Genomic DNA, 23,668 nt, shown 5'->3' on the forward strand with positions numbered 1-23,668 from the left:
ACCAGGCTTTCGCTTATTTATTTCAGGAGTTGCTTATGCTTCGTTCTTCAGGGCAGAAACATACGCTTCACGGTCTACTTCTTCAGACAATTTATCGCTCTTGTCGAGGTCTACCAGTACCGGAGCCGCAACGAAGATAGAAGAATAGGTACCGGTGATCACACCGATCAGCATTGCGAACGCAAAACCACGTGTAGCTTCACCTCCGAACACGAACAGGATCAGGATCGTCAGGAATACCGTCAGAGACGTCATTACCGTACGGCTCAGGGTATCATTGATCGCGCGGTTGATCACGCTTACTTTACCCTCACCCGGATTCTTACGGAAGTACTCACGTACGCGGTCGAATACGATCACGGTATCGTTCATCGAGAATCCGATTACCGTAAGTACTGCAGCAATAAAGTGCTGGTCAATTTCGAGTGCGAACGGAGTAATGTCTTTGAAGAATGAGAACACAGCAAATGTTACGCAAACGTCGTGCAACAGGGAGATAATCGTTCCGAGTGAATATTGCCATTTGCGGAAACGCAGCAGGATATACAGGAAGATCGCGGCGACAGCGAACAATGTAGCATAAACCGCTCCACGTTTCAGATCATCGGAGATGGTAGGCAATACCGTTTTCTCTTCTTCAATATAGCTGTCGGCAAACGTTTCGTAGCTTACAGAAGCCGGAATCAGTTGCTCTGTTTTCAAACCATCATACAGACGTTTACGTACGGCGGTAGTGATTTCTTCACCCTGCTTTTCGATCATGTAAGCCGTAGTGATATTCAGACTTCCTTTGGTACCAATCGTTTTTACAATAGGGAACTCATCGTCAAAATGCTTTTTCAGCTTGTCTTTCACTTCACTTACCTGATGCTTTTCAGCAAATTTCACTGTGTAGCTGCGACCTCCGGCAAACTCAACACCATAGTTGAAGCCGTGGAAAACAGACGCGATACCTAAAACAAAGATGATTCCGCTGATCACGTAAGTGATCTTACGAGCCTCGATAAAGTGGAAGTGTGCTTTACGGAAGATAGAAGAAGACAATTTCGTGAAGTAGTTGAAGTGTCTTTCTTTTTTCATCCAGATGTCTGTAATCAGGCGGGAAACCATCAATCCGCAGAATACGGAAAGGAACAGACCCCACATCTGTGTGTACGCAAATCCTTTCACCGGACCAAGACCGAATACAAACAGGATCACCGCAGTAATGAACTGGGAAATGTGACCATCGAGCACGGGAGCATAAGAACGTTTATAACCGTCATCGACTGCCTGATGATAGCTTTTACCTGCAGATAACTCTTCTTTAATACGCTCAAACACGATTACGTTCGTATCGACCGCCATACCGATCGTGAGTACAAGACCCGCGATGCTCGCCATTGTAAGCGTGGCGTGAGCGGAAGCAAGAATAGCGATTGTAAAGAACAGGTTGAGGATCAGGGCGATGTTCGCAACGATACCGGCAGTATTGTAATACAGCAGCATCAGCGCGAAGATCACGATGAACGAAAGGATCAGGGAGTTTTTACCGGCTGCGATAGATTCCGCGCCCAGGGTCGGTCCTACCACCTGCTCCTGAACAATATGTGCCGGGGCAGACAGTTTACCTGATTTCAAAATATTTGCGAGATCCGTTGCTTCGTCCAGGGTAAAGCTACCGCTGATAGAGCAGGAACCGCCCGCGATCTCCTGTGCAACAGAAGGAGCAGAGTAGACGCGGTCATCGAGTACAATAGCAATAAAACCTCCGACGTTTTCACCGGTCAGTTTTTTAAACAGGCGCTCGCCGGTGTTATTGAAGTTCATACGCACTTCAGGTTTACCGGTCAGCTGATCATAATCACGACCAGCCTCAGTGATCTGATCACCTTCCAGCAGCGCACCGTCTTTACCCGGAACCAGTTTGATTGCATACAGTCCGAGCGGAGCATTAGGATTGAATTTGTTGCGTCCGTTTTCCGCTTCAAGCAGGATACGTACGTTGGCCGGCAATTTGCTTTTTACAACATCCAGTTCCAGGTATTCCATGAACTTCTTAGCGTTCTTCTTTTCGATGAAGGCGAACGCAGGATTACCTGCCTGAGATCCTGCCAGCAAAGACAGCAACGGATTTTTATTTTTTGCAGACAGTCCCGCAGTATCCTTTTTATTCGCAGTACCATCTTTAGTACCGGATGTGCTCATCAGGGAAGAAAGGCTGGAAGTATCTTTTGTATCTGCAGCAGCAGTTGTTTTGGCAGAATCGGCAGCAGGAGCACCGGCTGAATCCAGCGTTGCAACAGCAGCACTGTCGGTTGCAGCCGGAGCCGTATTTCCGTTCAGATAAGCAGACAGCGCTTCGTCAGCTTTCAGCAGAGCATCGCCCAGCGTATTGTCAGGTACATATACAGACCAGAATTGCAGACGGGCAGTGGATTGCAGGAAATTGCGCACGCGTTCCGGATTACGCACACCGGCAAGTTCTACAGAAATGATTCCTTTTCTTTTGTCCAGACTTACGTTCGGGTTGGATACACCGAATTTGTCGATACGGGTTTGAATAACATTATAAGTACGCACGATCGCTTCATCCGCTTCTGTACGGATTTTGGCAAGCACCTGATCAGGAGTGGAATTCAGCGTAATATCTTTTTCTGAAGGCTTGGTAAACAAAGCCGCCAGATTGCCGCCGTTGCTTTTTTGATAAGCATCACCGAAGAGTTTGATAAAATCAGCATCGCTGTTCGCTTTCAATGCGTTAGCTTCTGCGATTGCTTTATTCAGGGCAGGGTCCTTAGGGTTGTTGCTCATAGAGCGGACAAGTCCGTCCAGGCCTACTTCCAGCGTAACGTTCATACCACCCTGAAGATCCAGACCGAGGTTGATCTCCTGATCTTTGGCTTCCTGGAAAGTGTATTTTTTGAAAATAGCGTTGAAAACAGTTTCGCCCTGAAGGCTATCGCTGATCTGATCAAAACGGTTATCCACCGCTTTCTGCAGCTCTTCTGCATTATTAGCCAATTCAGGCTGGCGCGACAACACATAGCTACGTGCCGACGCCCGGGCCTTGTTCTCAACATTCCTTACTACAAACGTGAACGAGAGCTGGTACAGAGAGATAAGGATTAACGCGACGGTAAAAAACTTTACCAAACCTTTTAATTGCATAGGTCTTCAGGGGTTAAATCAATGGTATTATGTTAAAAATAAAAGTGGGCAAATATAGCATTTTAACTTTAAAAACAATGTTTGCCGTATACGCTGTTGACGCGGGTGGTAAATTAACGGATTCCCCGGAAAAACAACCCGATTTGCTAAAATTATTTAAAAATTTGCCTATTTTTGTCATCCCGGTTTCCGTAAGGTACCGGAAAAGCGTACATCACTAAATTTGCACCAGGCCATCAGAACGATTACTTACTATCTGGCAATTCCTTTCATTTACTTGCTGGCTGTGATTCCTTTTGGCATACTTTACGGAATTTCTGACATTACATTTTTCCTGCTGTTTCATGTCGTCAGATACCGCCGTTCCGTTGTATGGGAAAACCTCAGCAACGCCTTTCCTGAAAAAACTAATATGGAGATTGCCACAATAGAGCGGCGCTTTTACCGTTTTCTTTGTGATGTGTTGTTGGAAACATTCAAGACACTAACGATCAGCAGGCAGGAAATGCTCAGAAGGTGTAGTATGGATCAGGCGTCCCGGGATATGTTGCAGCGACTTGCAGATCAGCGCGAAAGTGTTATTCTTGTACTGGGCCATTTCGGCAACTGGGAATGGGGCGGCAATACATTCAGCCTTTGCAGTCCGCATCAGCTTTACGTTATCTACCACCCTTTAACTAATCCTCATTTCAACAGTCTGATGTACCGGATGCGTTCGCGCTTTGGCTCCAGGCTTATTGCGATGAACGATACGTTCCGGGAAATGGTGCGTCATAAATCCGAACTCACTGCCACTGCGTTTATAGCAGACCAATCTCCTGTTCCGCAAAACGCGCACTGGGTGAGGTTTCTGAATCAGGATACGGCTGTATTTCCCGGCACTGAAAAACTGGCGAAAAAGCTGAACAGAAAAGTTCTGTACGTCTCTGTCCGACGGAAGAAACGCGGATTTTACGAGTTGTCAATCGACCCTGAAATCTGGAATCCGGAACAATTTTCGGAAGAAGAGCTCACGGCTGCTCATACACGCCGGCTGGAAGCGGATATTATTGCGCAACCGGAAACATGGCTCTGGACCCACAAGCGATGGAAACATAAGAGGAGATAAAAATTTTTGTATATTTAGACACCCCGAAAAAATTAGATGTTAACTGGGAAACAACTTATTCTGGCAACTAAGCCATACGCACAGGAGCAGCGTGCACGCTCTTGGTATGAGCTTATTGTAACATTGTGCGCTTTATTTGCCGCCGGATTTGTGGCTGCATACGGCGTTTTCTGGCCGCTCAGGCTTACAGGCAGCATTTTTATGGCCTTGCTGATGATGCGCATGTTCATCATTTACCACGATTACGAACATCATACGATACTGCAAAAGTCAAAAGCCGCGAAACTGATCATGTCGGCGTATGGCTATTATATGCTTACACCTCCCAGCATCTGGAAACGCTCACACGATTATCACCACAAAAACAATTCTAAACTGTTCAGCGCCAGCATCGGATCCTACCCGATAGCCACGCGTAAGAAATTTGCCGCAATGACCCGCGGGGAGCGCTTTACCTACCTGGCCAACAGGCATCCGTTGTCCATTCTTTCAGGTTACCTCACCATATTTATATATGGCATGTGCGTGGGTTCTTTCATCAGCACTCCCAAAAAACACTTTGATTCCCTGATCGCCTTATTATTGCATGCAGCTTACACTGTGCTCATTATTGCTTTCGCAGGCGTAAGTACCTGGATGTTCCTGATTTTCCTGCCATTTCTGCTTACCTGTGCAATGGGATCTTATCTTTTCTATGCCCAGCACAATTTTCCCGGTGTTATGTTTAACTGCAATGAAGACTGGACCTATGAAAAGGCAGCGCTTGAGTCTTCCAGCTATCTACGCACTAACAAAATGATGCAATGGTTTTCAGGCAATATCGGGTTTCACCACATTCACCATCTGAACGCGCGTATACCTTTCTACAGATTGCCGGAAGTTTATGCTGCGATACCCGAACTGCGTCATGCAAAAGAAACCTCTTTCAAGCTACAGGATATTGCTGCCTGCCTGCGTCTGAAACTCTGGGATCCGGAAACCCAGCGCATGATTAGCTTAAAAGAATTTAACAGTGAAAATGAGACCACAAAAAGTAATATATTAGCGGCATCCAATTAAAATCGATGCCCTATGAAATACTCAAAAGCGCTACTCTTTGCGGGAATATTAGGAAGTTCCGTTCTTGCCGGTTCCTGTGGTAAAAACAGCACCGGGTTCAATATTTTCACCATTGATGATGACAAACAGCTCGGACTCCAGGCAAAACAACAGATAGAAGCCGACCCTTCCCAATATCCGATACTCGACCCTTCCACACATCAGGCTGCGTATACTTATATCAATGCGCTGCGTGACGACATTCTGAATTCCGGAATGGTGACGCATAAGGACGACTTTCTCTGGGAGGTGAAGATCATTGCCAACGATGACATACAGAATGCATTCTGCACACCCGGCGGATATATTTACGTTTACACGGGTCTGATAAAATACCTGGACCGTAAATCGGCACTCGCCGGAGTAATGGGCCATGAAATGGCGCATGCAGACAGACGTCACAGCACCAATCAGATGACGAAGCAATATGGTGTGCAGACGCTGTTGGACGTCGTTCTCGGTAAAAATCAGAATATGATCACCGAAATCGCCCAGGGTCTGGTAAACCTCCGTTTCAGCAGAGCGGATGAAAGCGAGGCCGACCATTATTCTGTTATCTACCTCTGCCCTACCCGCTACCATTCAGACGGGGCTGCCTATTTCTTCCAGAAAATTATCAATTCCGGAGCTTCAAATCCCCCTGAGTTTTTGAGCACCCATCCTAACCCGGACAACCGGGTTGCACAGATCGAGCAGTATGCAGCCGACGGCAAGTGCGTCTCTCAGATCCAGGACGATGAGGATATCACCGGATATACCGCATTTAAAAATAACCTGTAGCATAATATACGACCAAAACGTTAAGCCCCGGCACATTGTCCCGGGGCTTCTTATTTGCGCTATATTATCAGGTGTATTGTCTGTCAGCAGCCAACAATGTTGATGAGAAAAAAAAGTGTTATTGCCAAAAACAGAATAATAAACCTCAAAAGGGTACCCTTTCGAACCATAGATACAACAAGTTATTTAATCGAAAATCAATACCGTACGCATCTACGACCGGATCCTGCAGGCCGGCGTACAATAGCATAATTGTGATCAAAAAACGTGCCAGATAATCTTGTCACTTTTCAGACCCAATACCTCATTTATGCTGTTTCGCAAATCATGTTTCCCAAATGACGGATACACTTGTCATACCAGTAAATTACCGTCTGACCAGCGGGAACACTCATTTATGAAAATACATTCGCAATGCTGCTTAAATGATTTTTATAAAAACTGGATAACAGAGCGTTAACACCTTGAAATGCCGTGCGGCGGCGGATGACATGAATCCGGCAATTGTCGTAAAAACATTAAAAAAGTGTAACTTTGCGGTTCATTTTTAGAACCAGGTAATGACAAGAATCTACTTCGATAACGCGGCCACCACGGCGCTGGACAGTGAGGTACTGGAGGCAATGATGCCTTATCTCACTGAAAAATTCGGAAATCCGTCTTCAGTCTACTCTTATGGCCGCGAAACAAAAATGGCCATCGAGAATGCGCGTAAGCAGGTAGCGAAACATCTGGGTGTCACACCGGGAGAAATTTTCTTCACCTCGGGAGGAACTGAAAGCAGCAATACCGCGATCACTACCGCTGTGCGGGATCTCGGATGCGACCATATTATCACCTCTCCGCTTGAGCATCATGCAACGCTGCATTGCGCCGAAGAAGTGGCGCGCGATCGTAATATCCCGCTGCATTATGTACAGGTGCTGCCGAACGGACATATCGACCTGGAACATCTTACAGGTTTGCTCCGTGACCATAAAGGCAAAACTCTGGTGACCCTGATGCATGCCAACAATGAAATCGGCAATCTGCTCGATGTGGCTGCAGTAGGCAATCTCTGCGAACAGTACGGTGCCGTGTTTCATTGCGATATGGTACAGACAATCGGGCACTACCCTATGAACCTGCCTGCTCTCAAAGTGCATTTTGCGAGCGCTGCGGGACACAAGTTCCACGGTCCCAAAGGCGTGGGCGTATTATATGTGAATGCGCACATACAGGTGAAGCCTATGATCCACGGTGGTGCGCAGGAAAGAAACATGCGCGCCGGAACGGAAAACCTCTATGGTATCGTCGGTTTCGCGAAAGCTTTGGATATGGCAATGGCTAAGCATGAAGAGGATAAACAATACATCCTTGACCTGAAAACCTATATGCACGATCAGCTGAAGTCGGCATTTCCGGACATCCGTACCAATGGAGACACCTTCGGAGACTGCCTGTACACCGTGCTGAATATTTCTTTCCCTAAGAACGAAAAAAGCGAAATGCTGCTGTTCAACCTGGATATGGCGGGCATTTGCGTGAGCGGCGGCAGCGCCTGTTCCAGCGGAAGCACTTCCGTAAGCCATGTGATCAAATGTCTTTACAACGGGCAATCCGAATTTATGGTTCCGATCCGCTTTTCCTTCAGTAAACACAATAAGAAAGAGGAAGTGGATGCGGTGATCAGCAAACTAAAGGATCTGATTGCTTAACCGTCTACGTTATAAAAGCAAAGGCTCACTGTCCGGTGAGCCTTTACTTTGTACAAAATAAGCGTATCATTAATTTTCTTTAAACGGAGCGATCAGCAAAAATTCCGGTATCAGCACCTGTATTTGCTTATTCGTAAACAGATCGAGCATCGTGTATATACCGGACATCTTACCCATGTCACTGTTGAGATTACAGGAGGATACATACTGGTATTGGTGATTGGGCTCTATAACCGGTTGCTGTCCCACAACGCCATCTCCTTCCACTTCGCGGATCTCCCCATTGCTATCGACTATATGCCAGTAGCGCCTCAGCAATTTTACAGGCACAGAGCCCAGATTTTCAATAGTGATGCGATAGGCAAACAGGTACTCCGATTGAATCGGATTGCTGTGTGCCTCCTGATAAAACGTCTCCACCACTATGTTTACATCATTGGTTACTTTCTGAACCATATCCCTGCGTGTTTTTGTAAATGTACATTCTTTCTGAATCTGATCTAACTTCCGAGATAGCGATTCAACATTTCGTTCACTAATTCCGTTTCAAACCCTTTGCTGTTCAGATAGCGTTGCAGTTTCGCACGCTTCGCCCAAATGTTTCCGGAAGAACGCAGATCCGGTAATTTCTTTTCTGTAAGCGTCTGCAAGGTCTGGAGGTACTCCGTTTCATCTATTTCCGAGAGTCCCTTTCTGATGCAGTATTCAGAGATCTGGTGCTGCTTGAGTTCATATACGATTTTCCTGCGTCCCCAGTTCTTGATGCGGAATTTACCACGTGCAAAGGAACGGGCGTAGCGCTCCTCATCAAGAAATTTTTCCTGTATCAGCCATACGAGCAGGTCTTCCACCTCGTCGCGGGATGCGCCGCTTTCATACAGCTTATTCTTCACTTCCTGCTGGCATCTGTCCTGATAGGCGCAATATTTAGCGATCATCGATTTAAGGTCCATACACCGACTGTTTATTTCAAAATTTTGGCCGTGCAAAAGACAATGCACGGCCAGGAAATTTATTTGTCACGACACGCTCCGTTAGTTGCTCATTTCCGCAAAATACCTGTGGAAATAAGGTATGGTTTCTATGCCTTTATAGTAATTGGCCACATCATACTTTTCGTTCGGAGAATGGATATTGTCATTATCGAGACCGAAGCCCATCAACACTGTTTTTAATCCCAGTACTTTTTCGAACAATGCAATGATCGGAATACTTCCGCCGCCACGGGTAGGGATCGGCGATTTGCCGAATGCCGTTTCTATCGCTTTCGCTGCGGCTTTGTATGCTACAGAATCCGTAGGTGTTACAACAGGCTCGCCGCCATGATGTGCCGTCACCTTTACGCTTACCGAATCGGGAGCAATGCTTTCAAAATGCTTTTGGAACAACCCGGCTATTTCCTGTGAAGACTGATGCGGAACGAGTCGCATGGAGATTTTCGCGTTTGCTTTTGAAGGGAGTACCGTTTTTGCACCCTCCCCTGTATAACCGCCCCAGATGCCGTTCACATCCAGCGTTGGCCGGATACCGGTACGTTCCAGTGTGGTATATCCTTTTTCTCCGAGCACGTCTTTTACTCCGAGGTCCTGCTTATATGCTTCCAGATCGAATGGTGCAGCATTCAATGCCTCCCTGTCGGAGGTACTCATTTCCGCCACATTACTGTAGAAACCAGGTATGGTGATATGGTTGTTTTCGTCGTGCAGTGATGCGATCATGTTACAGAGGATATTGATCGGATTTGCGACGGCACCTCCGTACACTCCTGAATGCAGATCACGGTTTGGCCCAACCACTTCAACTTCCATGTACGCGAGCCCGCGCAGACCTGTTTCCAGGCTCGGATGCTCCATACTGATCATAGAAGTATCAGAAACCAGAACGATATCCGCTTTCAGCAGTTCTTTATTCTGCTCCAGGAACGTACCGAGATTGGATGACCCCACTTCTTCTTCTCCTTCGATCATGAATTTCACATTGCAGGCGAGCGTATTTGTCCGGGAGAGCACTTCAAAAGCTTTTACATGCATGAACATCTGACCTTTATCGTCGCATGCTCCGCGGGCGTATATCTTCCCGTCTTTAACCACAGGTTCAAACGGTCCGCTGTGCCATAGCTCCAGCGGATCTGCGGGTTGTACATCGTAGTGACCGTACACGAGAACAGTGGGTGCTGAAGGACTGATAATTTTTTCTGCGTACACAATCGGGTGTCCGGCGGTAGGACATACTTCTGCTTTGTCGACCCCGGCATCGATCAGGCTTTGCTTTACAGCTTCGGCACAACGGGCCACGTCCGGCTTATAAGCGCTGTCTGCGCTGATAGACGGTATGCGCAGCAACGTGAACAACTCTTCTAAAAATCTGTCTTTGTTCTGATCAATGTATTCTTTCCAGACTTGCATGATTTATGGTAGTAATTATTGTTAGCTAAATTGGTTAACGGCGATTGTAGTTAATTTCCATTGACTTGAACTCTTTACCCTCTTTGAACTGCATGAATACTTCCAGCACGATCTTAGCGGGATCGGCAAGGTGCAACACCTGTCTCATAGGTATGCGTTCGTGCGTGCGCGGATCTGTGGTAGCGCCGGTGAAGTTGATCTTTTTGGATGCATCGTCATAAGTTCCTTCCAGCATGAGCATTCCGGAGCTCAGGTTGTCGAACCACAGGCGCTCAAACTTCTGAGTGGTTGCATTGTAGCCCATGACGCTTTGTGCTTCGTACAGCATGTTCCCGGACATACCGCGGATTTCCGAAACAAGGAAACGACCTTCCGCCATAGGGCGGGTATCGCATTCAAACAAACTGGTCATTACCTCTTGTGATTTGGGAGAACTCCACACCTTCATTTCCAGCTGCCAGTGTCCGGCAGTGGTCATCAGCATATGGTGCATCGGGCTCAGCATGCGCGCCTCCATTTCAGAGCGCCGGCGTTCGGCTTCTTCGGGGTTTACGGCACCCGGAGGAAGAGCTGCTTCCTGCGTTTCGGCTTTGGCTGCTTTTTTGCTTTTTTTCTGAGCCCATCCCGGTGCGGTAACGAGCAACAGGGAGGTAAATAAAATTATTTTTTTCATGCGACTATATGCGTTTAGGTTATTTTTTTGATGCGTTCAAATGTAAGGCTTATTGCCTAATATAGCCCAAATACGCAGGTGGAATCTTTGAAATCCGCGGAAAATGAAATTTGAAATGGCTATTTGAAATTTCAATACTATTTTCGCTCTTTAATTTTCAAAACACAATATGGTAGACGTATTATTGGGGCTGCAATGGGGCGATGAAGGCAAGGGAAAAATTGTCGATTATCTGGCGGCTCAGTATGATATTATTGCCCGTTTCCAGGGCGGTCCCAACGCGGGACACACCCTGTATGTAGACGGCAAAAAAGTGGTGCTGCGCACTATTCCCTCGGGCGTATTTCAGGACCATTGCCTGAACCTGATCGGGAATGGCGTGGTGATTGATCCCGTTGCGCTTCAGGCCGAACTCCAGCAACTCACGGACATCCGTCCTGATGTACTGAGCCGACTGTTCCTGTCTCAGAAAGCACACCTGATCCTTCCTACGCACAGGGCACTGGACGCGGCTTCCGAAGCGGCAAAGGGTGCCGATAAAATCGGATCCACGCTTAAGGGTATCGGACCTGCCTATATGGATAAAACCGGTCGTAACGGTTTGCGCGTGGGCGATATACTGTCTCCTTCTTTTGAAAAGAAATATGAGCAGCTGAAAGCGAAACATATCGCTATGCTGCAGCACTATAATCACGACAGCGAGTGGCAGAACTGGGAAGCGGATTTCTTCGCCGCAATTGAGTATATGCGCGGGCTTCAGATCGTGAACGCTGAGTACTGGATTGACGAGCACCTGCGCAACGGCAAAAAAATACTTGCGGAAGGTGCGCAGGGAAGCATGCTGGATATCGATTACGGCACGTATCCTTTCGTTACCTCATCCAACACAATCGCTTCGGGCGTATGTAACGGACTGGGTGTGGCCCCGTCCCGCATCGGCGATGTATACGGTATATCAAAAGCGTATTGCACACGTGTGGGAAGCGGTCCTTTCCCTACTGAGCTGGACGACCCTACCGGAGAAGCGTTGCGTAAAGCAGGAAATGAGTTCGGAGCAGTAACCGGACGTTCCCGCCGTTGTGGCTGGATCGACCTGGTAGCTTTACGTTACACCGTTATGCTGAGCGGTGTTACTAAAATCATCCTCACCAAAGCGGACGTGCTCGATGGTTTCAAATCGATCAAGGCGGCAACTGCCTACGAAATCGACGGCGATACGACAAAAGAATTTCCTTTCGACATCTGCACCGCAACTCTCAATCCCGTGTACCAATCATTTGATGGTTGGGAAAAGCCGATCAGCGAATGTAAAAGCATACAGGAGCTTCCGGTAAACTTTACAAAGTACCTGGATTTTGTGGAACAATATCTTGGCACAAAAATTGCGTACATATCTAACGGAACGGGTCGGAACCAATTACTTAGCAACCTGTAATCTTAATTTTTTTTAGGAAAAAAAATTTGGCAATTTCACGAAACAGTTAAAATTTTACGGTAACAAGAACACGAGATATGAAATCGAACCCAATTAAAAAAACGACCACCAAAAAGGCTGCAGCTCCGGCCGAAAAGAAGACAGCAAAAAAAGCTGTTTCGAAGAAGAATGAGGTGGATGAGGACGAAGAAGAGGGGCTGCTTGAGGACGACGAGCCTAAAAAGAAAGCTACTGCCGCGAAGAAAACCACAACCAAAGCGAAGAAAGACGAAGATGATCTGGATGATGAAGATGAGGACGATGAAGATTTTGATGATGCGGACGGGGATATAGACGACGAGTTTGCCGACGAAGAATTTGATCTGGATAAAGAGTTTGAAGAATTTGATCTGCCTAAATCCAAAACAAAATCCGGACCTAAAAAACCGGGAAAAGCAGGTGGTGATGATGATTTCGATGACGATTTCAAAGATCTCGGATTCTTTTCTGAAGACAACTTCGGAGATGATGATGATGATGATTTCTAAAAAAACAATGTCTTGAGTTCAAAATCTATATCCTACTCATTCGATATCTCGGATTGGGATATACTGAAAAGGAAAATGTTGCAATGGGCTAACCAAAGCAACATTTTCCTTTTTTTAGATAGCAATGGCTATACACATACCAAGGGCAGATACGAATGTATCTGCGGGAAAGGTGCAGACCAGATATATCAGGCTGAAGACCTGCCTGCGATTGCCCACCCATCCGGTAAATGGCTAATGGGGCATTTGTCTTACGACCTGAAAAATCGGCTGGAAGCACGCATGGAGTCGCAACACAAAGCGCGCTTCGGATTCAGGCCTGCACAACTTTTTGTACCGGCGGAACTTGTATTCGTGGAGCGCGGCACGCAGGTGCTGCAAGTCTTTTCCTCGGCGCCGGAACAGACGCTGTCGGATATTCTCCGCACACCGGACACTTTTTTTCCCGCTCCGCTGCCGAAAATATCCTGGGAGCAACAGCCCGATCGTGATACCTATATCCGGATCGTGGAGCAGCTCAGGATGCATATCCGCGAAGGTGATTGTTACGAAATCAATTTCTGTAACAGCAATACCGGTTCCGGATCTATTGAGCTGGACCCACTGCAGGTATTCCTTTCGCTGAACCGGGCAGCACCCAATCCCTTTGCTGCGTTTTACAAACGGCACGATTTGTATGCCATCTGTGCGTCTCCGGAACGCTTCCTGCTCCGGCAGGGCGATACCCTTACTGCGCAACCGATAAAAGGCACCACAGCCCGAAGCCCAGACCCGATCCGGGATGCCATATCGAAACAGCAATTGGCGGAGAGCATCAAAGAGCGCGCTGAAAACGTTATGATCACCGACCTGATGCGAAACGATCTCGCCCGTGTCTGCGAAACCGGCAGCGTAACCGTTGAAGAGCTTTTCGGATTGTATTCTTTTCCGAAAGTGCATCAGATGATATCAACGATAAGCGGGACGCTGAAAAAAGAGGTTTCCTTTTATGACATCCTGCGCTGCACGTTTCCGATGGGCAGCATGACCGGCGCACCTAAAATAAAGGTGATGCAATTGATAGACCGTTATGAAACAACGCGCAGGGAACTGTTTTCCGGTAGCTTAGGCTATATTACGCCAGATGGTGATTTTGACCTGAACGTGATGATCCGCAGTCTGTTTTATAACAGAGACACGGGACTACTGGGCTACCAGACCGGGGGCGCTATTACGTACGACAGCGTTGCGCTGCAGGAGTGGGAAGAAACCCGGCTGAAAGCTTCGGCCATTGAGGGTATTTTTTCGCGCTAATAAAAATGGTCCCCTTGCGGGAACCATTCCAATAATCAGCTTTTTTATTTATATTCTTATCTGAAACGGATATTCAGATCAGCTGTGCGCCGGTTGATCGCCACAGAATCTTTTGTATCATCCGAGAAAGGCACCTGAAGTTTCTGAACATGCGCACGGGTGGAGAACAGCCCCATTACATTTTCTCCTTTGATATTGGTGTATTGCTGTTTTATCTCGTTAGCCGTCAGCCCGCCGGTATTCTGATTGAGCTCCTGATAGCGTTTGTATTCAGAGCCTGCAGCATATAAGATCATATCGCAGGAATCGAAGTACCGGTATTGGTTTGCGTCGGAGGGAACTCCGAGCGTGGATCGCAGGAAATCGTAGATATCCCGGTTGGTAACCGTAAGCGTATTGGATCCGGACGCATAGAACGTGGAAAAATCGGCTGAGTGCGCTACAGACGTGTGGGTCGCGATATTGGAATCCACCCAGTTGAAGCGGAGGTACAACTGAAATACGGAAGCGTTTTTGGGCACATTCACCGTATAGGTTTTCTGATACAGTTTATCACCGTCGAAGGTATATTCTCTCGCAAACGAGATGGTCTGTGCAGCGAGTTTCCATTCGGTAAGTCCGAAAGAGGCAGTGTTACTGTCGATCACATTGGTTTCCGCAGAATCCATCACACCCGTGGCCGTATTATAGATCATCAGGCGGTAGGTATTACCTGAGTTAAGCAGGCCTTTGAATTTATAGGCGTAATTCGGTGTGGAGAAAAAAGCTCCGGTATCTTTAGCATATCCCTCATTGTCGAGGTTCACACGGGAAAGTGCATAGGTATTGATAAGCGTGCCTCCTGCATTGAATTCCTTCATAGAAACAGTCAGCGCATTATAGAAGCTTGAATCCGGCACTTTTGCCATATCGACCGCGCTTTGATTTCCGTCCATGAACGCCTTTTCGATCCTGATATAATGGGCGGAGTCGGTCATATCGAGCAAGCCATACACTACGGTGATATTCTTATAGGGTGCTGCGATCTCCAGTTTGTCGTTACACGAAGCAGCCAGCACAATACAAGCGAGGCCGCCGGCCCATCTGATAATTTTATTCATAATACCTTTTAAGGTGTATTTAAGGACAGCAAAGATATAACATTCACCTACAGAAAAGACAAACGCACAGCCAGCATTTCAATTGTGCTGCAACAGCAAAAAACTCAGCATTTTCATGTAGGTTTGCGGCTCATCGCTTCGAAAATTTCCTTTCCGGATATGTACAGCATATTTGTCAAAGAGATTAACTCTTTTTTCAGCTCCGTTGTGGGCTATGTAGCCGTCATTGTATTCCTGATGGCCTGTGGCTTCATTCTGTGGGTCGTCCCGCAAACCAGTATCCTGGATTACGGATATGCCACGCTGGATAAGTATTTTGAGCTGGCACCCTGGCTCCTGATGTTCCTGATCCCGGCGGTAACGATGCGGGCTTTCCCGGACGAATTCCGCTCAGGGACAATCGAATGGCTGTCTACCAAGCCGCTCACCTCCTTACAGATCATCATGGGCAAATACCTTGCCGTACTGTTGCTGGTAGGCTTCGCACTGTTCCCGACGCTTATCTACGTCTACACCATAGGTAATCTCTCCGTAATAGCGCACAATCTGGATACAGGCGGCATTATCGGGTCTTATGTGGGACTCGGTTTCATGGCCGCTACTTTTGCCTCTATCGGCCTGTTCTGCTCATCGCTTACCAGCAACCAGATCGTTGGTTTTCTCGTTGCCGTATTTGCCTGTTACCTGTTGTATACCGGTTTTGACGCATTAAGTAAAATACCTGCCTTTTATGCAGGCGCGGATTATTACCTCGCGATGATAGGACTGTCCTTTCATTATAATTCCATCAGCAGGGGTATTATAGACACGCGCGACGTTGTCTATTTCCTGTCTGTCATTATTTTGTTCATTTCCCTCACGCAACTGTCACTGAACCGTCGCACATGGGATACTGCAAAACAGGGTTAATTTATTTTCATCGCTAAGAAGATGGCAAAGCAAGGAAGTTCCACCAGAAAAAACCAGCAACGTCAGGCGACTGTTCGCCTGCTCCTACTTACAGCAATACTCATTTGCGTGAATCTTATTGCTTCACGGCTACATTTCGGCATTGACCTCACAGAAGAGAAACGCTTCACATTGTCCCCGTCCACCAAGCGCCTGTTGAAAAACATGGATGAGGTTGCGGTAGTGGAAGTATACCTGAAAGGAGAATTACCTTCGGGCTTTCAGCGTCTGGCCGCAACCACCAGGGAGCGTCTGTCATATTTTAAAGAGATCGCCGGCAAAAACCTCGTATTCCGTTTTTCCGATCCGTTTGAAGGTAAAAGGGAAGATGAAAAAGGGCCGATATTCCAGGCACTTGCGAAAAAGGGAATCAACGGTACCAACCTTCAGCTGAAAACGGACGAAGGCTATTCCGAAAAAATTATCTTCCCCTGTGCACTGGTAAAATACAAAGGCAGGGAATTCCCGATCAACCTCCTGGAAAACGACCGTCAGGGTATGTCTCCGATGGAAGTACTGAACTATTCCGAATCCCTGCTGGAATACAAATTTGCGAGCGCGCTGAACTTCCTTTCGCGCCCCGATCAGACAAGGATCGCCTATATAGTAGGTCATGATGAGATGCTGGGCCCTCAGACCCGCGATATGCTGATGACCTTGTCCACTATTTACCGTGTAGATACCCTTTATCTGCCTGGGGAGCTGAGCATTAAAGGACCAGGCACCGGTCTGTTCGATGCGATCATCATCAATAAGCCCCGTGCGGCCTTCGATGATAAAGAAAAATTCAAGATCGATCAGTTTGTGATGCGCGGCGGCTCGGTACTCTGGGCTCTGGACGGAGTGATAGCGACAATGGATAGCCTGAAAGGCAGCAATGAATCATTCCTGACACAGGAATTACCCTTAAATCTCGACGACCTGCTGTTTAACTGCGGAGTACGGGTGAATGCGAACCTGATCGAAGACATGGATTGCAACCCGATACCTGTTGTGGTAGGCATGACGGGCGACCAGCCGCAGGCCGAGTTGCGCCCCTGGATCTATTTCCCGGTGCTGATGCCTTCTGCCAAACATCCGATCGTGCATAACCTCGATCCGGTAAAAACCATGTTTACGAGCAGCATCGATACGATTGCCAACCCCGACATCCGTAAAACCGTTCTGCTTGCATCGTCCAAATACAGTCGCGTAACGCCCCACCCTGCGCGTGTAAGTCTGAGCATGATGGCCTACAAACCGGATAACAAATTGTTCAATAAGGGATATCAGCCGGTAGCGGTATTGGCGGAAGGAAAATTCAAATCCACGTTCAACAACCGCTTCCCTGCAAGTTTCCTGGCCGTGCTGCGCGATTCGCTCAAGATGCCGTTCAAAGGTCAGTGCGATACACCAGCTAAAATGATCATCATTTCTGACGGAGATGTTTTTGAAAACGATTATTCCCAGCGCGAGGGTACCATGGATATGGGTTACTGGCGCTTTACCGGAAATTTCTTTTCGAACAAAGCATTTATGCTCAACTGTATGGAGTACCTGACAGACCGTTCCGGCCTGCTGGAAAGCCGCTCGAAAGATGTAAAACTGCGTTTGCTGGATAGCGGACGTGTAAAAGATGAGCAAACCAAGTGGCAATGGATCAATATTGCTTTGCCTATAGGTCTTGTATTGATATTTGCCTCTGCCTACATTTTCTTCCGTAAAAGACGTTTTGAAAAACCGTCGGCTTAATTTTTTAAAGAATAATGAAAAAAACGTTAGTCTACCTGGTTGTTCTGGCTATTCTCGGCTGTGGTGTTTACTGGTTCTTTTTTCAGAACAGCGATAACCTTTACAGCAGCAAAGATGCAGACTTCGGATATAAAGACACCGCGTCGATCGGTCGCATTTTCCTTGCAGAAACAAACGGCGTTTCCGTTTTACTCGAACGCAATCCGGACAATTCCTGGACGCTGAATAAAAAATATCCGGCAATGCCGATCCAGATCATCAATATCCTCACCTGCCTGAACAAGCAGACGGCGCTCAGCCCCGTTCCGGAGAAAGACCGCGATCGCGTGATCAAGCTGCTGGCGGGCATGGGTGTGAAGGTGGAATTGTACGACAGGTCCGGCAAAAAGCTCCGCTGTTTCTACGTCGCCGGACAGGGCCCTAACTACCACGGCTCATATATGCTGATGGAAGGCTCCCAGGATCCGTATCTCGTGGAGATCCGCGGTTTTGAAGGCTACCTGACTCCGCGCTACACCACCGATGAAGCCGAATGGAGAAGCCGCTCGGTGTTCCACGCGGCGGACTATGAGATCCGTTCGTTTTCCGTTAGCTATCCCGGCGATCCGCTGAACTCGTTTACTATTGATAACAGCGGCAGCAAGGCGACCGTGCAGATCGATCCGGAACTGGGTAAAACCGTAACGCAACTGAACCAGGGACGTGCCAACATTTTCCTTACGCTGTTCGGAAACGTGAATGCGGAAGGGCATCTGAACGGTGCAGAACACCTGGATTCGATCATCAGTCATTCCACACTGCGTGCACGACTCACGCTGACGCTTAAGTCCGGCGCAAAGAAAGACCTGGACGTTTACTGGATCGAGAAAGACGACCGCTATGCAGACCTTACCAGTCAGACATCCACCGATCCGAATAACAGGCCTACCGATATCGAACGTCTGTACGCGGTGGATCTGATCCAAAAAGACACTTTGCTGTTGCAGCGTCTGAGCTTTGAGAAATTTTTCCGCAAAGCATATGAGTTTTACCAGACAGGCAATGCGACCGAAAAACCCGCAACGCAGCCGGAAACTCCGTTAAACAACAAAAAGGCCCCTGTTCAATACGCCAAATAACAGCCGCGACGCCGGTTTGGCTAAATTTTGGGATACTGCTCCACGACGCAAAATGCACGGATAAGTACCTTCGCAATTATTTAATTCAGATTATGTCAAAGAAACCTCAGGGAAAATGTGCGATCTGTGGTCGCAAAGAAGAGGATGTAAATATTCTTTTTACCGGTATGGACGGCAGCATTTGTGATGCCTGCATCGAAAACGCCTACCTGGTATTGAAACAAACGCTTGGTGAAGAAGAAGAACCGAAAGCAGATCAGAAGCAACGTTTTGCAGACCTCGCCAAACACAACCTCTACAAACCCAAAGAAATCAAAGCGTTCCTGGATCAGTATGTGATCGGTCAGGATGAGGCGAAAAAAATAATGGCTGTTGCCGTATACAACCACTACAAACGCCTGATGAATCCAAGCCAGGATGAGGTGGAGATCGAGAAATCGAATATCATAATGGTGGGAGAAACCGGTACCGGTAAAACCCTGCTCGCAAAGTCGCTCGCGCGACTCATGCAGCTGCCATTCGTGGTGGTGGACGCAACGGTATTTACCGAGGCCGGCTATGTGGGCGAGGACGTGGAAAGCATCCTGTCGCGCCTGCTTCAGAGCTGCAATTATGATGTGGCTGCTGCCGAAAGAGGCATTGTATACATTGATGAAATTGACAAGATCGGGCGCAAAGGCGACAATCCTTCCATTACGAGAGACGTAAGCGGAGAAGGTGTACAGCAGGCTATGCTGAAATTACTGGAGGGCAGTGAGGTGCTTGTTCCGCCACAGGGAGGCCGCAAGCATCCCGATCAGAAGATGGTGAAAGTAAACACACAGAACATCCTGTTTATCTGCGGAGGCGCCTTTGAAGGCATTGACAAAATGATCGCCCGCCGTGTGCAATCTTCTGCCATCGGATACAACGCAATCAAATCTGCAACCGACATCGACAGGGCAAACCTGCTGCAATATGTAAATGCACAGGATCTGCGCAGCTTCGGACTGATACCGGAACTGCTCGGACGTTTACCGATTGTTACTTATCTGAATCCGCTGGACCGCGATGCGCTGAAGCGTATCCTCACCGAACCTAAAAATGCGCTGATCAAACAATATAAAAAGCTGTTCGACTACGAGCATATCAAACTGGACGTTACCGACGATGCGCTGGACTACATGGTTGAAAAAGCCATCCAGTATAAACTCGGCGGACGTGGTCTGCGTGCAATCTGTGAAATGATCCTTACCGATGCGATGTATGAGTTACCATCTGCAGAAGAAAACGAAAAATCATTTACACTGTCCAAAGAATACGCGATCGACAAGCTTGAGGGCGGACGCTTAGGACTTATTTCTGCTGCATAATTTCTCACACCTTAAAATAAACGGGCATGGAAGACCTGATAAAAAAAATCACTGAAACCGCAGGCGTTAACGAAGAGCAGGCGGCAAAGGCAATAGAAGCCGTGGTACAATTCATCAAAGAGAAATTACCGCCGATGATGCACGGTGTGGTGGATAATTTCCTGTCTTCAAACCAACAGACTGAAGACGACGGATTATTCTAACCGGCTTTGGAAAAAGCACCTAATAAAACACCCCGGAAGCATTGCTATCCGGGGTGTTTTTATTTTCGGTCGGTTACAGATTAACCGGCATTTACTTTTGTTTTATCATCCAGTTCGGCGTCTACCAGAATACGTCCGCAATGTTCGCAAACGATAATCTTTTTGTGCTGGCGGATTTCTGATTGTCGCTGGGGAGGGATCACATTGAAGCATCCTCCGCATGAATCACGATGAATAGGCACTACTGCAAGTCCGTTGGAATAGCTTCCGCGGATACGCTCATAAGCAGTGAGCAGACGCTCATCGACTTTCTCTTTTGCTTCATTGGAAAGCTCCGTGAGCATTTTCTCTTCTTTCTCAGTATCCACGATGATCTTCTCGAGCTCTTTCTTTTTCGCTTTCAGCGTTTCTTCCACAATCGAAACTTTCTCTTCTGTCTGCGTACGTTGCGCCATGCGCTCTTTCAGTTCGAAGTTGGCATCTTTGATGTGCTTATCACACAATTTTGCCTCCAGTTCCTGCATTTCAATTTCTTTGGTCAATGCTTCGAACTCGCGGTTGTTCTTTACATTGTCCTGTTGTTTTTCGTATTTTTTAGCCAGCGCGATCGCATCCTTCTTAGCTTCGGTACGCTGTCCGATGTAATTGTTGATATTCTCGATATCGGTGTCGATATTGGAGATACGTGTCTGCAATCCGGCGATTTCATCCTCCAGATCCTTAACTTCCATCGGCAGTTCACCTTTGAGCGTTTTGATCTCATCGATTTTGGAATCGATTTTTTGCAGGGTAAGTACTGCACTCAATTTTTCTTCAATTGAAAAATCTTTGACTGTTGCCATATTTTTTTAAAAATATTTTATCGGATTGGTATCCACTGTGGATAAAAGAACGGCGAAGGTAACATTTTTTTTCTTAAGTATGTCACTAAATATTTCGGGGGTAAACTGTTCTGTTTCATAGTGTCCGATGTCTGCAATAACGATACGCCCCTCTGCATCAAAGAACTGATGATATTTAAAATCTGCACTTACAAACACATCGGCACCGGAGCGTATGGCATCATTCAGCAGAAAGCTGCCGGAGCCACCGCAAACAGCAACACACTTCACCATACGGCCGCAAAAAGAAGTGTGGCGTACAACCTCTGCTTTCATATTGATTTTCAGCATTTTTAAAAAATCCTGTTCCGTCAGAGGCGTTTCCAGTTCTCCGATCATACCAGCGCCGATAAGGGCGTTAGGTTGATCCGGAACCAACCAGTCGAATGCAGGCTCCTCATACGGGTGTGCAGCCCGCAATGCAGCGGTAACATATGACTGCAGGTGCACCGGCACGATCACTTCGACCTTTGTTTCCTGCACGGATTCTCTTTCGCCGCCGGACGTTCCGATAAACGGTTGTGCAGCAGCCTCCGGACGAAACGTGCCTTCGCCCTTTGTCTGGAACGAGCACTCTTTGTAATCCCCGATAGCTCCCGCGCCGGCAGCAAACAAAGCTTCCCGAACCGGTTCGAGATGGGTGTCCGGTACCAACACGGACAACTTAAGGAGTCCGCCTTTCCGGGGTTGCAGTATCCGGCACTGTTGCAATCCGAGACGATGCGCGATCACCGCATTCACACCGTTATGCATATTGTCCAGGTTCGTATGTATCGCCAGGATATTAAGGTCCGCTTTAACAGCACGGGCCACTATTCTCTGCACATAATTTTTGCCGGCGAGCTGCTTCAGTCCCGAAAATATCAGCGGATGGTGCGCGATGATCAGGTTACAGTTCTGCGCAATTGCCTCATCCAACACCTGCTCTGTCACGTCGAGGGTCAGCAAGGCACCGGTTATGGTCGCGTCCGGATCTCCCACCTGAAGGCCCGAATTATCGTAAGATTCCTGATAGAGGAACGGAGCATGTTGTCCGAACAAAGCAACGACTTCACTTATTTTCATAGGGCAGCTTTAAAACACGCAAATTAAATGAAACGCGAACAGATTATTGAACTGACTTCCGGAATGAAAATCGACGGGAATTCTGGAGCCATCGCGGATGCTGAGCATGGAATACTGGTAGCGTACCCTCGCGAAAAGATTATCGTAAAGCTGGTATTGCAGTGATACGAGGTAGTTAATATCCTGTTTGCGGAAAGTACCTTCTGTGGTTTGTGTCGTATAAGCGGTATAGGAGTCGATCTCTTCCTTATCGCTGATGAGCCTGCTGTACGACAAACCGCCACCGAGATGCAGTTTCGGATACACCAGGTACTGAATGGTGAGCGGGATCTCCACATAATTCAGTCGTGCACGGTAGCCCAATGGTATGGTTCCTACAGCCGGAGACTCGTACACGTTGATCTGACGCGCTCCCTTCTGTGAATACAGCAATTCAATATTTGCAAGCCATTTCGGGCTAAGGCGCGTGTATGCTCCTACTCCCATATTCAAACCGGCTTTATGAAAGCCGGAATACGTGTCGCCGTCTATCTGTGCTGCATTCATGCCCAATACGATCGACCCGAAAAAAACCTTGCGTTCATAATCCGCTTTATTGAAATAGGTTTCCTGCGCGTGAAGATCAGACGCGGCACAAAAAAACAAAATCAGACCGGCAGCTATGCGTTTCATGAGGGAAAGGTACGTCATTATCGCGGCTCTAATAACGGACCGTGACCTCAATTATTGCACGGGTTAGCGCGCGGCATTCTTTTTCTTATACAGGAAAAATGTTGAGATCAGGCCCAGATCTTCTGCAGACACCAGGCTGTCGGGCATATGTTCTTCATGCGTCCTGTTCGCGACGCGGATGGCATATCCGTTCATTTTCTCTTCCGTAAAATCGGGGATGATCGTCTTCCCTTTTACTTTGATGTTATGGCAGCCGGAACAATGCCGGTCGTACAAAACAGCGCCCTGCGCACATAAGTCCGCATACTGTGCTTTCACAGACGGACTCATAGCGGTTGGGAACTGGTATTCGATTACTTGTTTATGCGTGGCACATGCGGCAATGCCGGAAATGAGCAATAACAGGGTACAGTATTTTTTCATCATCTGCAT

At 47.5% G+C, this 23,668-nt stretch carries 22 protein-coding genes; 12 read left to right on the forward strand and 10 right to left on the reverse strand.

The genetic code is table 11. The features are described from left to right. Positions 1 to 33 precede the first annotated feature (33 nt). Positions 34 to 3,150 (reverse strand): protein translocase subunit SecDF, encoded by a 3,117-nt coding sequence (gene secDF, locus ABD846_RS12265; RefSeq protein ID WP_344827367.1) that lies wholly within the window; start codon positions 3,148 to 3,150, stop codon positions 34 to 36. Between the two features lie 223 nt (positions 3,151 to 3,373). Here secDF and ABD846_RS12270 point away from each other — a divergent pair, with 223 nt between their 5' ends. The 4 genes from ABD846_RS12270 to ABD846_RS12285 all read left to right on the forward strand — a co-directional run bounded on the left by ABD846_RS12270 (position 3,374) and on the right by ABD846_RS12285 (position 7,833). After that, a complete protein-coding gene (locus tag ABD846_RS12270) occupies positions 3,374 to 4,258 on the forward strand; it encodes a lysophospholipid acyltransferase family protein (protein ID WP_344827370.1) in 885 nt (294 codons plus the stop codon). A gap of 36 nt (positions 4,259 to 4,294) precedes the next feature. After that, entirely contained in the window at positions 4,295 to 5,317 is a 1,023-nt protein-coding gene (locus ABD846_RS12275; RefSeq protein ID WP_344827372.1) for a fatty acid desaturase family protein, read from the forward strand. Positions 5,318 to 5,329: 12 nt separating this feature from the next. Beyond that, complete coding sequence (locus ABD846_RS12280) at positions 5,330 to 6,136, forward strand: M48 family metalloprotease (protein WP_344827376.1); 807 nt, start codon at positions 5,330 to 5,332, stop codon at positions 6,134 to 6,136. A 560-nt stretch (positions 6,137 to 6,696) separates the two neighbouring features. Beyond that, positions 6,697 to 7,833: a cysteine desulfurase family protein gene (locus ABD846_RS12285; RefSeq protein ID WP_344827377.1), complete on the forward strand. Its 1,137-nt coding sequence runs from the start codon at positions 6,697 to 6,699 to the stop codon at positions 7,831 to 7,833. A gap of 69 nt (positions 7,834 to 7,902) precedes the next feature. Here the strand turns inward: ABD846_RS12285 and apaG are convergent, their stop codons facing one another. The 4 genes from apaG to ABD846_RS12305 all read right to left on the reverse strand — a co-directional run bounded on the left by apaG (position 7,903) and on the right by ABD846_RS12305 (position 10,911). Next, positions 7,903 to 8,289: a Co2+/Mg2+ efflux protein ApaG gene (gene apaG, locus ABD846_RS12290; RefSeq protein WP_344827380.1), complete on the reverse strand. Its 387-nt coding sequence runs from the start codon at positions 8,287 to 8,289 to the stop codon at positions 7,903 to 7,905. A gap of 44 nt (positions 8,290 to 8,333) precedes the next feature. Then, positions 8,334 to 8,786, reverse strand: coding sequence for a regulatory protein RecX (locus tag ABD846_RS12295; protein ID WP_344827383.1), 453 nt, complete (start codon positions 8,784 to 8,786; stop codon positions 8,334 to 8,336). 81 nt (positions 8,787 to 8,867) lie between these two features. Then, positions 8,868 to 10,238, reverse strand: coding sequence for a dipeptidase (locus ABD846_RS12300; RefSeq protein WP_344827386.1), 1,371 nt, complete (start codon positions 10,236 to 10,238; stop codon positions 8,868 to 8,870). A gap of 34 nt (positions 10,239 to 10,272) precedes the next feature. After that, positions 10,273 to 10,911 carry a DUF1579 family protein gene (locus tag ABD846_RS12305; RefSeq protein ID WP_344827388.1) on the reverse strand — a complete coding sequence of 213 codons (639 nt, stop codon included), beginning with the start codon at positions 10,909 to 10,911 and terminating at the stop codon, positions 10,273 to 10,275. Between the two features lie 169 nt (positions 10,912 to 11,080). Here ABD846_RS12305 and ABD846_RS12310 point away from each other — a divergent pair, with 169 nt between their 5' ends. The 3 genes from ABD846_RS12310 (at position 11,081) to ABD846_RS12320 (ending at position 14,166) form a co-directional block, all read left to right on the forward strand. Beyond that, a complete protein-coding gene (locus tag ABD846_RS12310; RefSeq protein WP_344827391.1) occupies positions 11,081 to 12,346 on the forward strand; it encodes an adenylosuccinate synthase in 1,266 nt (421 codons plus the stop codon). A gap of 77 nt (positions 12,347 to 12,423) precedes the next feature. Further along, positions 12,424 to 12,873 (forward strand): hypothetical protein, encoded by a 450-nt coding sequence (locus ABD846_RS12315; RefSeq protein WP_344827394.1) that lies wholly within the window; start codon positions 12,424 to 12,426, stop codon positions 12,871 to 12,873. Between the two features lie 12 nt (positions 12,874 to 12,885). Next, positions 12,886 to 14,166: an anthranilate synthase component I family protein gene (locus tag ABD846_RS12320; RefSeq protein ID WP_344827397.1), complete on the forward strand. Its 1,281-nt coding sequence runs from the start codon at positions 12,886 to 12,888 to the stop codon at positions 14,164 to 14,166. Positions 14,167 to 14,222: 56 nt separating this feature from the next. On the opposite strand, the gene ABD846_RS12325 is transcribed toward ABD846_RS12320, so the two are convergent. Then, positions 14,223 to 15,266 (reverse strand): hypothetical protein, encoded by a 1,044-nt coding sequence (locus ABD846_RS12325; protein ID WP_344827400.1) that lies wholly within the window; start codon positions 15,264 to 15,266, stop codon positions 14,223 to 14,225. Positions 15,267 to 15,425: 159 nt separating this feature from the next. On the opposite strand from ABD846_RS12325, the gene gldF reads away from it, so the two are divergent. The 5 genes from gldF (at position 15,426) to ABD846_RS12350 (ending at position 20,618) form a co-directional block, all read left to right on the forward strand. After that, positions 15,426 to 16,175 carry a gliding motility-associated ABC transporter permease subunit GldF gene (gene gldF / locus ABD846_RS12330; RefSeq protein ID WP_344827402.1) on the forward strand — a complete coding sequence of 250 codons (750 nt, stop codon included), beginning with the start codon at positions 15,426 to 15,428 and terminating at the stop codon, positions 16,173 to 16,175. Positions 16,176 to 16,196: 21 nt separating this feature from the next. Beyond that, positions 16,197 to 17,945, forward strand: a complete 1,749-nt coding sequence (gldG, locus tag ABD846_RS12335; protein WP_344827405.1) for a gliding motility-associated ABC transporter substrate-binding protein GldG — start codon at positions 16,197 to 16,199, stop codon at positions 17,943 to 17,945. A gap of 14 nt (positions 17,946 to 17,959) precedes the next feature. Then, the gene (locus ABD846_RS12340; RefSeq protein ID WP_344827408.1) at positions 17,960 to 19,063 is read left to right on the forward strand and encodes a hypothetical protein; all 1,104 of its coding nucleotides are present in this window, start codon (positions 17,960 to 17,962) and stop codon (positions 19,061 to 19,063) included. 92 nt (positions 19,064 to 19,155) lie between these two features. Beyond that, on the forward strand, positions 19,156 to 20,415 hold the full coding sequence (gene clpX, locus ABD846_RS12345) for an ATP-dependent Clp protease ATP-binding subunit ClpX (protein ID WP_344827411.1): 1,260 nt from the start codon (positions 19,156 to 19,158) through the stop codon (positions 20,413 to 20,415). A gap of 26 nt (positions 20,416 to 20,441) precedes the next feature. After that, complete coding sequence (locus ABD846_RS12350; protein WP_344827413.1) at positions 20,442 to 20,618, forward strand: HU family DNA-binding protein; 177 nt, start codon at positions 20,442 to 20,444, stop codon at positions 20,616 to 20,618. A gap of 80 nt (positions 20,619 to 20,698) precedes the next feature. Here ABD846_RS12350 and ABD846_RS12355 read toward each other — a convergent pair whose 3' ends face one another. From ABD846_RS12355 to ABD846_RS12370, 4 genes are all read right to left on the reverse strand, one after another. Next, positions 20,699 to 21,460: a zinc ribbon domain-containing protein gene (locus tag ABD846_RS12355; protein ID WP_344827416.1), complete on the reverse strand. Its 762-nt coding sequence runs from the start codon at positions 21,458 to 21,460 to the stop codon at positions 20,699 to 20,701. A gap of 6 nt (positions 21,461 to 21,466) precedes the next feature. Next, positions 21,467 to 22,564 (reverse strand): Nif3-like dinuclear metal center hexameric protein, encoded by a 1,098-nt coding sequence (locus ABD846_RS12360; RefSeq protein ID WP_344827419.1) that lies wholly within the window; start codon positions 22,562 to 22,564, stop codon positions 21,467 to 21,469. A 9-nt stretch (positions 22,565 to 22,573) separates the two neighbouring features. After that, positions 22,574 to 23,236: an outer membrane beta-barrel protein gene (locus tag ABD846_RS12365; RefSeq protein ID WP_344827421.1), complete on the reverse strand. Its 663-nt coding sequence runs from the start codon at positions 23,234 to 23,236 to the stop codon at positions 22,574 to 22,576. A gap of 63 nt (positions 23,237 to 23,299) precedes the next feature. Beyond that, positions 23,300 to 23,668, reverse strand: coding sequence for a c-type cytochrome (locus tag ABD846_RS12370; RefSeq protein ID WP_344827424.1), 369 nt, complete (start codon positions 23,666 to 23,668; stop codon positions 23,300 to 23,302).

The organism is Rurimicrobium arvi, from assembly GCF_039540495.1.
In the GTDB taxonomy this organism is placed as follows: domain Bacteria; phylum Bacteroidota; class Bacteroidia; order Chitinophagales; family Chitinophagaceae; genus Rurimicrobium; species Rurimicrobium arvi.

Coding starts and splice junctions, on each gene's coding strand:
- ABD846_RS12370 (WP_344827424.1), bottom strand. CDS start 23,668: ATGCAGATGATGAAAAAATACTGTACCCTGTTATTGCTCATTTCCGGC.
- ABD846_RS12315 (WP_344827394.1), top strand. CDS start 12,424: ATGAAATCGAACCCAATTAAAAAAACGACCACCAAAAAGGCTGCAGCT.
- ABD846_RS12305 (WP_344827388.1), bottom strand. CDS start 10,911: ATGAAAAAAATAATTTTATTTACCTCCCTGTTGCTCGTTACCGCACCG.
- ABD846_RS12280 (WP_344827376.1), top strand. CDS start 5,330: ATGAAATACTCAAAAGCGCTACTCTTTGCGGGAATATTAGGAAGTTCC.
- ABD846_RS12275 (WP_344827372.1), top strand. CDS start 4,295: ATGTTAACTGGGAAACAACTTATTCTGGCAACTAAGCCATACGCACAG.
- ABD846_RS12365 (WP_344827421.1), bottom strand. CDS start 23,236: ATGAAACGCATAGCTGCCGGTCTGATTTTGTTTTTTTGTGCCGCGTCT.
- ABD846_RS12340 (WP_344827408.1), top strand. CDS start 17,960: ATGAAAAAAACGTTAGTCTACCTGGTTGTTCTGGCTATTCTCGGCTGT.
- ABD846_RS12325 (WP_344827400.1), bottom strand. CDS start 15,266: ATGAATAAAATTATCAGATGGGCCGGCGGCCTCGCTTGTATTGTGCTG.
- ABD846_RS12300 (WP_344827386.1), bottom strand. CDS start 10,238: ATGCAAGTCTGGAAAGAATACATTGATCAGAACAAAGACAGATTTTTA.
- ABD846_RS12285 (WP_344827377.1), top strand. CDS start 6,697: ATGACAAGAATCTACTTCGATAACGCGGCCACCACGGCGCTGGACAGT.
- ABD846_RS12360 (WP_344827419.1), bottom strand. CDS start 22,564: ATGAAAATAAGTGAAGTCGTTGCTTTGTTCGGACAACATGCTCCGTTC.
- apaG (WP_344827380.1), bottom strand. CDS start 8,289: ATGGTTCAGAAAGTAACCAATGATGTAAACATAGTGGTGGAGACGTTT.
- ABD846_RS12355 (WP_344827416.1), bottom strand. CDS start 21,460: ATGGCAACAGTCAAAGATTTTTCAATTGAAGAAAAATTGAGTGCAGTA.
- ABD846_RS12295 (WP_344827383.1), bottom strand. CDS start 8,786: ATGGACCTTAAATCGATGATCGCTAAATATTGCGCCTATCAGGACAGA.
- secDF (WP_344827367.1), bottom strand. CDS start 3,150: ATGCAATTAAAAGGTTTGGTAAAGTTTTTTACCGTCGCGTTAATCCTT.
- gldF (WP_344827402.1), top strand. CDS start 15,426: ATGTACAGCATATTTGTCAAAGAGATTAACTCTTTTTTCAGCTCCGTT.
- gldG (WP_344827405.1), top strand. CDS start 16,197: ATGGCAAAGCAAGGAAGTTCCACCAGAAAAAACCAGCAACGTCAGGCG.
- clpX (WP_344827411.1), top strand. CDS start 19,156: ATGTCAAAGAAACCTCAGGGAAAATGTGCGATCTGTGGTCGCAAAGAA.
- ABD846_RS12350 (WP_344827413.1), top strand. CDS start 20,442: ATGGAAGACCTGATAAAAAAAATCACTGAAACCGCAGGCGTTAACGAA.
- ABD846_RS12310 (WP_344827391.1), top strand. CDS start 11,081: ATGGTAGACGTATTATTGGGGCTGCAATGGGGCGATGAAGGCAAGGGA.